Here is a 12,813-nt window from a genome sequence, read left to right as displayed (position 1 = left end):
CCCGCCGGCCGAGTCGCCGGCGACGGCGAGCCGGCCCGCGTCCGCACCGATCTCGTCGCCGTGCTGGGCCACCCAGTTCGTTGCGGCCCAAGCGTCTTCGATCGCCGCGGGGTAGGGGTGCTCGGGCGCCAGCCGGTAGTCGACGGAGACCACGACCGCGCCGGCGGCGGCGGCGTGCTGGCGCGCGGTGCCGTCGTGCGTGTCGAGGTCGCCGACGACGAAGCCGCCGCCGTGGAAGAACAGCACCACCGGGCTGGCCGGGCCGTCATGCGCTGGCGGCCAATAGATCCGGACGGCGACGGGCCCGGCCGGACCGGGAATGGTCCGGTCCTCGACGCGCAACTCGGGGTGCACCGGCCGGCGGGGCAGGTCGCGGAACCGCTGGCGGGCCGCGTCGACACCATCGTCGGTTGATAGCCGGAAGGGAACCGCATCCAGTACCTTCAGCAGAATGGCGTCGATCGCGGGTTTCTCGTCGGCTGTGTTGTCCAAGCTGGGCATGGAGGTACCGTACGCACCGCGCGTGGTGGCGGGCGCCTGGGTGTTGGCCGGCTGGGCGGGACTGGGTTACGGCGTCTACCTCACCGTGCTCGCGCTGCGCTCCCCGCCGGGGGTCGAGCTGACCGGACACTGGATCCTGCAGCCGCCGTTGAAGGCGTCGATGGCGGTGCTGTTGGCGGTCGCGGCGGCCGCACACCCGTTCGTCCGCGAGCGCCGGTGGCTGATGCCGGCGTTCCTGTTGTCGGCGGCCGGCGACTGGTTGCTGGCGATCCCGTGGTGGACGCTGTCGTTCGGCCTCGGCCTGGCGGCATTCCTGTTGGCCCACTTGTGTTTCCTGGCCGCGTTGCTGCCGCTCATCCCCCGGATGCGGCCGTCGGGCCCGCGCGTCGCCGTGGTGGTGCTGGTGGGCCTGGCCGTCCTGTGCCTGCTGGCGTGGTTCTGGCCGCACCTGAGCCGGGACCGGCTGACGATTCCGGTGACGTTCTACATCCTGGTGCTGACCGTGATGGTGTGCGCGGCACAGTTGGCGCGGCTGCCCACGATCTGGACCGCGGTGGGCGCGCTGTGTTTCGCGATGTCCGACGCGATGATCGCCATCGGCCGGTTCATCCTGGCCAACGACGCGTTGGCGGCGGCAGCCCGCCGACGTGCCCGCGCTGACCAAGCTGCAGCGCGAACTCCTGGGCGCGGCGATCGCGCTGACGCGGCCCGGGGGAGTGGTGCTGTACGCGACGTGCTCGCCGCACCTCGCCGAAACGGTCGGGGTGGTCGCCGACGCGCTGCGCCGTCATCCGGTGTGCGCGTTGGACGCCCGGCCCCTCTTCGAGCCCGTGGATCGGGACCCGGCCGGCCTGGGGGACGGGCCCTACGTGCAGCTGTGGCCGCACCGGCACGGCACCGACGCGATGTTCGCCGCCGCGCTGCGCCGCGTGGCTCAGTAATGTGGCGCACATGCCTCGCCCCACGAAATCCCCGGCGGGACCCTTGATCGCGCCGTCGATCCTGTCCGCTGATTTCGCCCGGCTCGCCGACGAGGCCGCCGCCGTGACCGGCGCCGACTGGCTGCACGTCGACGTGATGGACAACCACTTCGTCCCCAACCTGACGATCGGCCTGCCGGTGGTGGAGGCCCTGCTGGCCACCACCGACATCCCGATGGACTGCCACCTGATGATCGAGAACCCCGACCGGTGGGCCCCGCCGTACGCGGAGGCGGGCGCCTACAACGTCACCTTCCACGCCGAGGCCACCGCCAACCCGGTGGGCGTGGCCCGCGACATCCGCGCGGCGGGCGCCAGGGCCGGGATCAGCGTGAAACCGAAGACCCCGCTCGAGCCGTACCTGGAGATCCTGCCGCACTTCGACACCCTGCTGATCATGTCGGTCGAGCCGGGCTTCGGCGGCCAGAGCTTCATCCCCGACGTCCTGAGCAAGGTCCGCACCGCACGCAAGCTGATCGACGCCGGGGAGCTGACGATCCTGGTGGAGATCGACGGCGGCATCAACGAGGACACCATCGAGCAGGCCGCCGAAGCCGGCGTCGACTGCTTCGTCGCGGGGTCGGCGGTGTACGGCGCCCAGGATCCGCGGGCCGCGGTGGAGGCGCTGCGGCGACAGGCCGCCGCCGTCTCGCCCCACCTGCGCTCATGAACCAGCCCCAGTCGGTCAACAGCCTCGACGCCGCGATGCGGCTGGCCATCGAGCAGTCCTACCGGGTCAAGGGCACCACCTACCCCAACCCGCCCGTCGGGGCGGTGATCCTGAACCCCGAGGGGCAGGTCGTCGGCGTCGGCGCCACCGAACCGGCCGGCGGCGAGCACGCCGAGGTGCTGGCGCTGCGCCGGGCCGGCGGTCTGGCGGCCGGCGGCATCGCCGTGGTCACCCTCGAGCCGTGCAACCACTACGGCAAGACCCCGCCGTGCGTGAACGCCCTCATCGAAGCCAGGGTCGGCACGGTGATCTACGCCGTGCCCGACCCGAACGCCGTCGCCAGCGGCGGCGCGGGCCGGCTCCAGGCGGCCGGGCTGCAGGTGCACTCCGGCGTGCTGGCCGACCAGGTGGCCGCCGGGCCGCTGCGGGAATGGTTGCACAAGCAGCGGACCGGGCTGCCCCACGTCACCTGGAAGTACGCCAGCAGCATCGACGGCCGCAGCGCGGCCGCCGACGGTTCCAGCCAGTGGATCTCCAGCGAGGCCTCCCGGACCGACCTGCACCGGCGCCGGGCCATCGCCGACGCGATCATGGTCGGCACGGGCACGGTGCTGGCCGACGACCCGGCGCTGACCGCGCGGCTGCCCGACGGCTCGCTGGCCGCCCGCCAGCCGCTGCGCGTGGTGGTCGGAATGCGCGAAATCCCCTCCGACGCCAAGGTTCTCAACGACGACTCGCGGACCATGGTGATCCGCACCCACGATCCCCTGGAGGTCATGAGGGCGCTGGCGGATCGCACCGACGTGCTGCTGGAGGGCGGCCCGACGCTCGCCGGCGCCTTCCTGCGCGCCGGGGCGATCAACCGCATCCTGGCCTACGTCGCGCCGATGCTCGTGGGCGGCCCCAACACCGCCGTCGACGACGTCGGGGTGCCGACCATCGCCCGGGCGTTGCGCTGGCAGTTCGATGGCGTCGACCGGACGGGCCCCGACCTGCTGATCAGCCTGGTGCCGCGATAACGCTCAGGGCGCCGGCGCGACGGCCGGCTCCCGCTCGGTGACTTCCGGCTCCTCGGCGTGTTCGGTGCGCCCGCTGATCAACAGGCCCAGCAGCGCCCCCACCACGCACACGCCGGCGGTGATCGTGAAGATCTCGCCATACATGGCCGCGAAGGACGGGATGACGTTTTCCGCCTGCGCCCGGATCCGGTCCGCCCTGCTGACGTCGCCCGGGATCGCGGCGTTTTTGTGGTTGAGGATCTGGTAGAAGCGGTACAGGCCCCACGCGCTGAGCGACGCCACGCCGATGAGCATGCCCGTCATCCGGGACACCACCACCGCCGCCGAGGCGATGCCGTGCTCGGCCGAGGGGACCACGCGCAGCGCGGCCGAGGTCAGCGGCCCGATCACCAGCCCCAGGCCCAGGCCCGCGATCAGCAGGTCGTTGTTGACGGCGACGCCACCGATCATCAGGTCGTTGTTCATCGCGGGCACGCTGAACAAGCCGAAGAAGCTGTGCCGGTAGTGGGGCAGGTCGGCCGGCCAGTGCGAAATCAGCAGGTAGCCCCCGGCGGCGATGAGCAGCCCGACCAGGGCCACCGCCCGGTCGCCGACCCGGGTGGCGATGAAACCTCCCAGCAGCGCCCCGATCGGCAGCGCGATCAGGAACGACGTCAGCATCCCGGCGGCCTTGTTCTGGTCCAGGCCGAGCACGCCCTGACCGAACAGCTCCACGTCCACCAGCGTCACCATCAACGCCGCGCCGGCGGCGAAGGAGGCGCCCATCGCGGCCAGGAACGGCCGGAACTGCACGCCGCGCGGGTCGATCAGTCGCGTGCGCGAGAACCGCTCCCACAACAGGAACAGCACCCCCACCACGACCGCCCCGATCACCAGCGGCAACCCGTAGTCGGGCAGCGCCTGCTGGCCGTTCGGGTTCGGGTTGTACAACCCGATGACGGCCAGACCGAGGGTGATCGCCAGCAGCACGCCGCCGACCAGGTCGATCTTCTCCGGCGCCTCGCTGCGGTCGTGCGACGGCAGGCTGATCTGGATCAGCGCCATCGCGACCAGCGTCAGCGGCACGTTGATCCAGAACACGTCGCGCCAGTCGCGGAACAGGAAGACGATGAAGATCCCGTACAGCGGGCCCAGCACGCTGCCCAGCTCCTGGGCGGCGCCGATGCCGCCGAGCACGGCCGCGCGGTTGCGCTGCGCCCACAGGTCGGCGCCCAGCGCCAGGGTGACCGGCAGAAGCGCGCCGCTGGCGACGCCTTGGATGGTGCGGCCGACGACCAGCACCTGCAGGCTCTGCAGGTGGAAGTTCTGGATCGGGTAGCCCAGGATCACCAGGTCCCGCAGCGGGTGCCCCATGATCTGCATGTTGACGTTGGCCACGTCGAAGTTGCCGATCTGCACCGCGAGCGCGGTGATCACCGAGCCGAGCATGAACGTCGCCAGGCTGACCTGCAGCAGTCGCTTGCGCCCGAAGCGGTCGGAGGCCTTGCCCAGCAGGGGCATGGCCGCGATGTAGCCGAGCAGGTACATCGTGACGATCGGGGTGATCCGCTGCAGCTGGTTAATGGGGATGCCTACGTCGTGCATGATGTCGCGCATGATCGTCACCACGACGTAGGCGTCGAGGGCGCCCAGCAGCACCGCCAGGCTGCCCGCCCCGATCGCGACTCGGCGCCCTGCCAGCCGGCTCATCAGCTGGCCGCGGGCTTGGAGACCTGCACCGGCTGGCCCCAGTTCGACAAGGTCATCTGCACGCTGTTGCCCGGGCTGTACTGCAGGCTGATCTGGGCCAGTTGGTGGTCACCGCCCTCGACGATCCACGCCGTGGCGGGGACCGGCTTGGTCGCCTTGAACGGGGACGCGATCTTGTTGACGGCGTCGGCCGAGACGTTCCCGCTGATGCGGACGGTGGTCTGGCCGCTGACCTGGTCGCGGCCCTCGGCCTTGGCGTCGCTGAAGTTCGCCAGCACGTTGGCCACCCCGGTGTCGGGGTTCAGCAGAGCCGAGGGGTCGTAGACCTGGGAGGCGGGGCCGACGTCGGTCATCGTCGGGTCGCCCGGGTTGAGCGCGTTCGTGTAGAGGTCACCGCCGACGACGATGAAGTCGGCGCTGATGTCCTGCCCGAGGTAGGTGAGCTGGGCGTTGCCCTTTGCGGCGGTCGCCGGCGACGTGGTGAGGTCGCCGGTCAGATTCTTGACGGGAAGACCCGGGATCTTGCCGGTCACCGTCAGGACCAGGTGGGCGCTCTTGAGGTTCTTGGTCGTGTCGGCGGACTGCTTCACCAACGTCGTGGCGTCCGGTAGCGGCCCGCCGGCACCCGAGGAGCTGAACGAGCAGCCGGCGATCACGGCGGTGGCAAGGCACGCGGCGGCGAGGACGGCCGATAGTCGGCGGCGGGTCTGCATACCCAGCATCGTAGAGGAGCCGGGTGAGCGGCCCCGGGAACCTGGTTGGCGCCCGGCCGCGCCTGGGCCCATTAACCTGGTGCAATGTTCACCGGAATTGTCGAGGAACTCGGTGAGGTCACCGGCCGGGACGTCCTCGCCGACGCCGCGCGCCTGACCATTCGCGGGCCCGTCGTGACGGCCGACGCCGGCCACGGCGATTCGATCGCCGTCAACGGGGTGTGCCTGACGGTCGCCGAGCTGCTGCCGGGTGGCCAGTTCACCGCCGACGTGATGGCCGAGACGCTGAACCGGTCAAACCTGGGGCAGTTGGAGATCGGCGGCCGCGTGAACCTGGAGCGCGCCGCGGCGGTCAACAGCCGGCTCGGGGGGCACATCGTTCAGGGGCACGTCGACGGCACCGGGGAGGTGGTGGCCCGCGCTCCGTCCGAGCACTGGGAGGTCGTGCGCATCGAGATCCCCGCGGCAGTGGCCCGCTACGTCGTCGAGAAGGGGTCGATCACCGTGGACGGGATTTCGCTGACGGTCTCCGACCTCGGCGCCGAACCCCGCGACTGGTTCGAGGTCTCCCTAATCCCCACCACGCGGGAGCTGACCACCCTCGGGCGCGCCCCGGTGGGGACGCGGGTGAACCTCGAGGTGGACGTGATCGCCAAGTACGTCGAGCGGCTGATGGCGACCAGCTGAGCTAGGGTCCCGATGGCGCGCCGCTCGGCGCACCGAAGGTGCCGGCTCCGCCCGTCAGCAGGGTTCGCCCGGTGGCGTCCAATACGGCTCGCCCGACGGGGTGTAACAGGGCGGCGGCGCGCCGGGCGGCGGGACCGTCATCGCCCCGGCGGGCAGAACCCAGTTCCCCCAGCGGGCCGGGTCGGTGCAGCCGCCGACGCTCACGACGCGGCCGCCGACGTCGGCGCAGGCGTCGGCCTTCGCCGTTTGCGGGTGGGCGATGCCCGAGAGGAGTCCGACCCCGAACGCGAAGGTCACGGCCGGTAGCGCCAGTTTTACCGTGGTTCTCATGTCGTTCAGGTTAGATTGCTGGGGGCGCTTGCGGGGCGATTTTCACCGCGTGAGTCAGCGCTTCGAGACCGCCATCCGCGCGCCGAGACTGCGTACACGCCGCGTCCGGCAGTCGAATCCCGATCTGTGTTCAGGCTCGGCGCCTTCACCGCAGGCTCGACGCGGATACCATGACGACGACAGCGCGCACGCGGGAGGAGGGATCACCGGTGGGGATCGTCCCGGGCGTCGCAGCAGGCGCACTGATGCTGGCCGGCCTCCTGCTCCCCGCGCCCGCCGCCCGCGCCGACACCGCCGCGCAGGAGCAGCAGGCCTGCCAACTGATGGACGATCCGGCTGGCCGCGACCAGGGGTACCAGCCGGCTGAATACGCGTTCATGGTCTTGCGCGCCAAGTTGTCGGCCGAGAGCGCACGAAACGTCATGTCCCTGGCGGTCCAGGACTACTGCCCGAACCACCTCACGGACTTGCCGGCGAGTTGGCGATAACGGGCTTCGGCACGGATCAGCCGCGGCAATAATCGCTTCGGCGCGGTGGTTCATACTGAGAGCAATACACGCGCTCCTCATGTGGGCCGTGCCGACAGCGAGGTAGCCGAAGATGACGAGGTTGGATTCCGTCGAAAGGGCGGTTGCCGACATCGCGGCGGGCAAGGCCGTCATCGTCATCGACGACGAGGAACGCGAGAACGAAGGCGACCTGATCTTCGCCGCCGAGAAGGCGACGCCGGAGCTGGTGGCCTTCATGGTCCGCTACACCTCGGGCTACCTGTGCGTCCCGCTGGACGGCGCGATCTGCGACCGGCTGGGCCTGCTGCCGATGTACGCGGTGAACCAGGACAAGCACGGCACCGCCTACACCGTCACCGTCGACGCGAGGCTCGGTGTCGGCACCGGGATTTCGGCTTCCGACCGGGCCACCACCATGCGGTTGCTGGCCGATCCCGCCTCGGTGGCCGACGATTTCACCCGTCCCGGGCACGTGGTTCCGTTGCGCGCCAAGGACGGCGGCGTACTGCGCCGGCCGGGGCACACCGAGGCCGCCGTCGACCTGGCGCGGATGGCCGGCCTGCAACCGGCCGGCGCGATCTGCGAGATCGTCAGCCAGAAGGACGAAGGCGCGATGGCCCAGACCGACGAGCTGCGGGTCTTCGCCGACGAGCACGACCTCGCGCTGATCACCATCGCCGACCTCATCGAGTGGCGGCGCAAACACGAGAAGCACATCGAGCGGATAGCCGAGGCACGGATCCCGACGCGGCACGGGCAATTCCGCGCCATCGGCTACTCCAGCATCTACGAGGACGTCGAGCACGTGGCGCTGGTGCGCGGCGAGATCGCGGGGCCCAACGCCGACGGCGACGACGTCCTGGTGCGCGTGCACTCCGAGTGCCTGACCGGCGACGTGTTCGGCTCCCGCCGCTGCGACTGCGGCCCCCAGCTGGACGCCGCGATGGCGATGGTGGCGCGCGAGGGTCGCGGCGTGGTGCTCTACATGCGGGGCCACGAGGGCCGCGGCATCGGGCTGATGCACAAGCTGCAGGCCTACCAGCTGCAGGACGCCGGCGAGGACACGGTGGACGCCAACCTCAAACTCGGATTGCCCGCCGACGCAAGGGATTACGGCATAGGAGCGCAGATCCTGGTCGACCTGGGCGTACGTTCCATGCGGCTGCTGACCAACAACCCGGCCAAGCGCGTCGGCCTGGACGGGTACGGGCTGCACATCATCGAGCGGGTCCCGCTTCCCGTGCGGGCCAACGCCGAGAACATCCGCTACCTGATGACCAAGCGCGACAAGATGGGCCATGACCTGGCCGGGCTGGACGACTGGCACGAATCGTTCCATCTGCCGGGCGAATTCGGCGGTGCTTTGTGAGCCGCGCCGGCGACGATGCAGAACGCAGTGATGCTGAGGTGGGGGCACCTCCCGCTTGCGGGGGACGGCGCCAATGAGCCCTGCCGCCGGCGTGCCGGAGATTCCGGCGCTGGACGCCTCGGGTCTGCGGCTGGGCATCGTCGCCAGCACCTGGCACAGCGAGATCTGCGAGGCGCTGCTCGAGGGCGCCCGCAAGGTGGCGGCGGCTTCGGGCATCGAGAGCCCGACGGTGGTCCGCGTGCTCGGTGCCATCGAGATCCCGGTCGTGGCGCAGGAACTCGCCCGCGGCAACGACGCGGTCATCGCCCTGGGCGTCGTGATCCGCGGTGCGACACCGCATTTCGAATATGTGTGCGACGCGGTGACCCAGGGTCTGACCCGGGTCGCCTTGGACGCCTCGACGCCGGTCGCCAACGGGGTGCTGACCACCGACACCGAGGAACAGGCGCTGGACCGGGCGGGGCTTCCGACGTCGGCCGAGGACAAAGGGGCGCAGGCCGCGGCGGCGGCGCTGACCGCCGCGCTGACCCTGCGCGACCTGCGCGCCCGGTCGTGAGGCCGCCCGACCGCGAGGTCTGGGATGCCGAGCTGCGTCCCCACCGCTCCAAGGCGTTCATCTACACGGCGGCGTTCGTGATCGCCGCGGCGCACATAGCGGTGGGCCTCCTGCTCAAGATCAAGTCCAGCGGCGTGTACTTCCGAACCTCCGACCAGGTGGCGATCGCGGTGCTGGGCCTCGTCGTCGCCGGGGCCGTGTTGCTGTTCGCCCGGCCGCGTCTGCGGGTTGGGCCCGCCGGGTTGTCGGTGCGTAACCTGTTGGGCGACAGGCTGGTTCGGTGGCCCGACGTCGTGGGCCTGTCGTTTCCGGCCGGTAGCCGCTGGGCGCGAATCGACCTGCCGGACGACGAATACATCCCGGTGATGGCGATCCAGGCGGTCGACAGGGACCGCGCCGTGGACGCCATGGACACGGTGCGCTCGCTGCTGGCCCGCTACCGGCCGGATCTGCGCACGCGCTGAGCACAACGGGCCGTCGGCTCGAGTCGACAGCCTCCGGGGCATCACTTAGGGTCAGTGCTCAACCACGCCCGGCTGAACATGGAGTGACGAGATGCGGAAGGTCACTGCCATGGGAGGCGGGGCAGCCCGCAGCGCCGCCACGCCGTTGCTCGCCGTCGCCGCCGTGCTCGCTCCGGCGGCGGCTCACGCCGCTCCCGTGGACGACTACGTCGCCCGCAAGGGCAAGGTGGTGTGCGGTGAACTCGACAAGGCCCAGAGCACGGGCGACATCTTCAGGCTCTCCCTCAAGATCTCGCACGATACCGGGTTCAGCCTCCGCGACGCGGCCAGCGCGGTCAGTCAATCGGCGGCGACGTACTGTCCGTCGAACCTCGCGCTGGTCAGGCAGGCCGGCAGTCGGTAGGCGCCGCGGGGTCGTAGCGGCCTATTAGCCTGGATGGGTGCCAGATCCCGCCACGTATCGCCCTGCGCCCGGGTCCATCCCGGTCGAGCCGGGCGTGTACCGATTCCGGGACTCGCACGGCCGCGTCATCTACGTCGGTAAGGCCAAGAGCCTGCGCAGCCGACTGACGTCCTACTTCGCCGACGTCGCCGGCCTGCACCCGCGGACCCGGCAGATGGTGACCACGGCCGCCAAGGTCGAGTGGACGGTGGTCAACACCGAAGTCGAGGCGCTGCAGCTCGAGTACAACTGGATCAAGGAGTTCGACCCGCGGTTCAACGTCCGCTACCGCGACGACAAGAGTTACCCGGTGCTGGCCGTCACCCTCAACGAGGAATACCCCCGGCTGATGGTCTACCGCGGGCCGCGGCGCAAGGGGGTGCGCTACTTCGGGCCGTATTCGCACGCCTGGGCCATCCGCGAGACGCTGGACCTGTTGACCCGGGTCTTCCCGGCGCGCACCTGCTCGGCCGGAGTGTTCAAGCGGCACAAGCAGATCGACCGCCCCTGCCTGCTCGGCTACATCGACAAGTGCTCGGCGCCCTGCGTCGGCCGGGTGAGCGCCGAGCAGCATCGCCAGATCGTCGAGGACTTCTGCGACTTCCTGTCCGGCAAGACCGACCGGTTCGCCCGCGAGCTCGAACAGCAGATGAACGCCGCGGCGCAGCAGCTCGACTTCGAGCGGGCAGCCCGGCTGCGGGACGACCTGGGCGCGCTGAAGCGGGCGATGGAGAAGCAGGCCGTGGTGCTCGGCGACGGCACCGACGCCGACGTGGTCGCCTTCGCCGACGACGAACTCGAGGCGGCGGTGCAGGTGTTCCACGTCCGCGGCGGCCGGGTGCGCGGGCAGCGCGGCTGGATCGTCGAGAAGTCCGGCGACCCGGGGGAGTCGGGCGAGGAACGGCTGGTGGAGCAGTTCCTCACCCAGTTCTACGGCGAGCAGGCCGAACTGGGCTTCGAGACCGACCGGGCGCCCGACGAATCCACCAACCCGGTGCCGCGCGAGGTATTGGTGCCGTGCCTGCCGTCGAACTCCGGCGAGCTCACCGACTGGCTGTCGGGCCTGCGCGGCTCCAGGGTGGCCCTGCGGGTGCCGCGCCGCGGTGACAAGCGCGCGCTGGCCGAGACCGTGCAGCGCAACGCGAAAGAGGCGCTGCAGCAACACAAGCTGAAAAGAGCCGGTGATTTCAACGCGAGATCGGCTGCGCTGCAGAGCATTCAGGACGCCCTGGGGTTGTCGGAGGCCCCGCTGCGCATCGAATGCGTCGACGTCAGCCACGTGCAGGGCACCGACGTCGTCGGATCGCTGGTGGTCTTCGAGGACGGCCTGCCGCGCAAATCGGACTACCGCCACTTCGCGATCCGGGAGGCCGCCGGCCAGGGGCGCTCGGACGACGTCGCCTCCATCGCCGAGGTGACCCGCCGCCGGTTCCTGCGGCACCTCAGCGATCACGGCGACCGAACCGCCCCGAATGTGCTTTCCCCGGAAGGCAAGTCCCGCCGGTTCGCCTACCCCCCCAATCTGTACGTCGTGGACGGCGGCGCCCCGCAGGTCAACGCGGCCAGCGCGGTCCTGGAGGAACTCGGCGTCACCGACGTGGCGGTGATCGGGCTGGCCAAGCGGCTCGAGGAGGTTTGGGTGCCGTCCGAGCCGGACCCGGTCATCATGCCGCGCAACAGCGAGGGCCTCTACCTGCTGCAGCGCGTCCGCGACGAGGCGCACCGGTTCGCCATCGCCTACCATCGCAGCAAGCGATCCAAGCGAATGACCGCATCGGTGCTGGATTCGGTGCCAGGATTGGGAGAACATCGGCGCAAGGCGCTGGTGACCCATTTCGGATCGATAGCCCGCCTCAAGGAGGCCACCGTCGAGCAGATCACCGCCGTTCCGGGAATCGGCGCGGCAACGGCCGCGGCCGTCCTGGAGGCGCTGCGACCCGAGGCCAGCGAGACCGCGGCGGGCACGGGGGTCACGGAATGACCGGTCAGGGTGACGTGGTCGAGAGCCGCCCGGCCGCACCCGACATCGACGTCGTGCTGGTCACCGGTCTGTCGGGCGCGGGGCGCGGGACGGCGGCCAAGGTGCTCGAGGACCTCGGCTGGTACGTCGCCGACAACCTCCCGCCCCAGCTGATCACCCGGATGGTGGACTTCGGGCTGGCGGCCGGGTCGCGGATCACGCAGTTGGCCGTGGTGATGGACGTTCGTTCCCGCGGCTTCACCGGCGACCTCGACGAGGTCCGCACCGAGCTGGCCACCCGCAACATCAGCCCGCGGGTGGTGTTCCTGGAGGCCTCCGACGACATGCTGGTGCGCCGCTACGAGCAGAACCGGCGCAGCCATCCGCTGCAGGGCGCGCAGACCCTGGCCGAGGGCATCGCCGCCGAGCGCAAGATGCTGGCCCCGGTGCGGGCCACCGCCGACCTGATCATCGACACCTCGACGCTGTCGGTGCGCGGCTTGCGGGAAAGCATCGAGCGCGCGTTCGGCGGCGACACCGGGGCGTCCACCGCCGTCACCGTCGAGTCCTTCGGCTTCAAGTACGGCCTGCCGATGGACGCCGACATGGTGATGGACGTTCGGTTCCTGCCCAACCCGCACTGGGTGGACGAGTTGCGCCCGCTGACCGGCCAGCACCCCGCGGTGCGGGACTACGTGCTCAGCCAGCCGGGCGCCGCCGAATTCCTCGATGCCTACCACCGGCTGCTGGCCCTGGTCGTCGACGGGTACCGGCGGGAAGGCAAGCGCTACATGACGATCGCCGTGGGCTGCACCGGCGGCAAGCATCGCAGCGTCGCCATCGCCGAGGCGCTGATGGGGCTGCTTGGCGGCGACGCCCGGCTGGGGGTGCGGGTGCTGCACCGGGATCTGGGCCGCGAATGAC

General features: G+C 70.6%; 14 protein-coding genes and 2 pseudogenes. 12 read left to right on the top strand and 4 right to left on the bottom strand.

Annotated elements, in window-relative coordinates; genetic code table 11:
- A partial coding sequence (locus tag BN971_RS17525) for an alpha/beta hydrolase fold domain-containing protein (RefSeq protein WP_139027148.1) occupies positions 1 to 501 on the bottom strand: 501 nt, incomplete at its 3' end.
- Between BN971_RS17525 and BN971_RS17520 the strand changes: the two are divergent.
- The 4 genes and pseudogenes from BN971_RS17520 to ribD all read left to right on the top strand — a co-directional run.
- Positions 500 to 1,132, top strand: a pseudogene (locus tag BN971_RS17520) (lysoplasmalogenase); the annotation flags it as partial. The gene BN971_RS17525 and the pseudogene BN971_RS17520 sit on opposite strands and share 2 nt — an antisense overlap.
- Positions 1,116 to 1,442, top strand: a pseudogene (locus tag BN971_RS17515) (class I SAM-dependent methyltransferase); the annotation flags it as partial. The pseudogenes BN971_RS17520 and BN971_RS17515, both read left to right, overlap by 17 nt.
- A gap of 10 nt (positions 1,443 to 1,452) precedes the next feature.
- Positions 1,453 to 2,151 (top strand): ribulose-phosphate 3-epimerase, encoded by a 699-nt coding sequence (rpe, locus tag BN971_RS17510; protein WP_085180010.1) that lies wholly within the window; start codon positions 1,453 to 1,455, stop codon positions 2,149 to 2,151.
- Positions 2,148 to 3,170 carry a bifunctional diaminohydroxyphosphoribosylaminopyrimidine deaminase/5-amino-6-(5-phosphoribosylamino)uracil reductase RibD gene (ribD, locus tag BN971_RS17505; RefSeq protein WP_085179929.1) on the top strand — a complete coding sequence of 341 codons (1,023 nt, stop codon included), beginning with the start codon at positions 2,148 to 2,150 and terminating at the stop codon, positions 3,168 to 3,170. Before rpe ends, ribD begins: the two co-directional genes overlap by 4 nt.
- Before the next feature lie 3 nt (positions 3,171 to 3,173).
- Here ribD and BN971_RS17500 read toward each other — a convergent pair whose 3' ends face one another.
- Both BN971_RS17500 and BN971_RS17495 read right to left on the bottom strand, forming a co-directional pair.
- Positions 3,174 to 4,859 carry an MFS transporter gene (locus BN971_RS17500; protein WP_085179930.1) on the bottom strand — a complete coding sequence of 562 codons (1,686 nt, stop codon included), beginning with the start codon at positions 4,857 to 4,859 and terminating at the stop codon, positions 3,174 to 3,176.
- A complete protein-coding gene (locus tag BN971_RS17495; protein WP_085179931.1) occupies positions 4,859 to 5,572 on the bottom strand; it encodes an LppX_LprAFG lipoprotein in 714 nt (237 codons plus the stop codon). Before BN971_RS17495 ends, BN971_RS17500 begins: the two co-directional genes overlap by 1 nt.
- Before the next feature lie 84 nt (positions 5,573 to 5,656).
- Here BN971_RS17495 and BN971_RS17490 point away from each other — a divergent pair, with 84 nt between their 5' ends.
- Positions 5,657 to 6,259, top strand: coding sequence for a riboflavin synthase (locus BN971_RS17490; protein ID WP_085179932.1), 603 nt, complete (start codon positions 5,657 to 5,659; stop codon positions 6,257 to 6,259).
- Positions 6,260 to 6,313: 54 nt separating this feature from the next.
- Here BN971_RS17490 and BN971_RS17485 read toward each other — a convergent pair whose 3' ends face one another.
- Positions 6,314 to 6,589: a hypothetical protein gene (locus BN971_RS17485; protein ID WP_245836588.1), complete on the bottom strand. Its 276-nt coding sequence runs from the start codon at positions 6,587 to 6,589 to the stop codon at positions 6,314 to 6,316.
- 170 nt (positions 6,590 to 6,759) lie between these two features.
- Between BN971_RS17485 and BN971_RS17480 the strand changes: the two genes are divergently transcribed.
- The 7 genes from BN971_RS17480 to rapZ all read left to right on the top strand — a co-directional run bounded on the left by BN971_RS17480 (position 6,760) and on the right by rapZ (position 12,812).
- Positions 6,760 to 7,077 carry a hypothetical protein gene (locus BN971_RS17480; RefSeq protein WP_170322190.1) on the top strand — a complete coding sequence of 106 codons (318 nt, stop codon included), beginning with the start codon at positions 6,760 to 6,762 and terminating at the stop codon, positions 7,075 to 7,077.
- A gap of 112 nt (positions 7,078 to 7,189) precedes the next feature.
- Positions 7,190 to 8,467 (top strand): bifunctional 3,4-dihydroxy-2-butanone-4-phosphate synthase/GTP cyclohydrolase II, encoded by a 1,278-nt coding sequence (locus BN971_RS17475; RefSeq protein ID WP_085179934.1) that lies wholly within the window; start codon positions 7,190 to 7,192, stop codon positions 8,465 to 8,467.
- Positions 8,468 to 8,540: 73 nt separating this feature from the next.
- The gene (ribH, locus tag BN971_RS17470) at positions 8,541 to 9,023 is read left to right on the top strand and encodes a 6,7-dimethyl-8-ribityllumazine synthase (protein WP_085179935.1); all 483 of its coding nucleotides are present in this window, start codon (positions 8,541 to 8,543) and stop codon (positions 9,021 to 9,023) included.
- Positions 9,020 to 9,487 (top strand): PH domain-containing protein, encoded by a 468-nt coding sequence (locus BN971_RS17465; RefSeq protein WP_085179936.1) that lies wholly within the window; start codon positions 9,020 to 9,022, stop codon positions 9,485 to 9,487. Before ribH ends, BN971_RS17465 begins: the two co-directional genes overlap by 4 nt.
- Before the next feature lie 91 nt (positions 9,488 to 9,578).
- The gene (locus tag BN971_RS17460; RefSeq protein WP_139027130.1) at positions 9,579 to 9,890 is read left to right on the top strand and encodes a DUF732 domain-containing protein; all 312 of its coding nucleotides are present in this window, start codon (positions 9,579 to 9,581) and stop codon (positions 9,888 to 9,890) included.
- 37 nt (positions 9,891 to 9,927) lie between these two features.
- A complete protein-coding gene (uvrC, locus tag BN971_RS17455; RefSeq protein ID WP_085179938.1) occupies positions 9,928 to 11,910 on the top strand; it encodes an excinuclease ABC subunit UvrC in 1,983 nt (660 codons plus the stop codon).
- The gene (rapZ, locus tag BN971_RS17450) at positions 11,907 to 12,812 is read left to right on the top strand and encodes an RNase adapter RapZ (RefSeq protein WP_085179939.1); all 906 of its coding nucleotides are present in this window, start codon (positions 11,907 to 11,909) and stop codon (positions 12,810 to 12,812) included. The genes uvrC and rapZ overlap by 4 nt, the downstream gene beginning before the upstream one ends.
- The last annotated feature ends 1 nt before the right edge of the window (position 12,813 follow it).

It is taken from the genome of Mycobacterium bohemicum DSM 44277, assembly GCF_001053185.1.
GTDB classification, from domain to species: domain Bacteria; phylum Actinomycetota; class Actinomycetes; order Mycobacteriales; family Mycobacteriaceae; genus Mycobacterium; species Mycobacterium bohemicum.
Note: the sequence above shows the minus strand (reverse complement) of the source record. Positions and strands in the feature narration are given on the sequence as shown.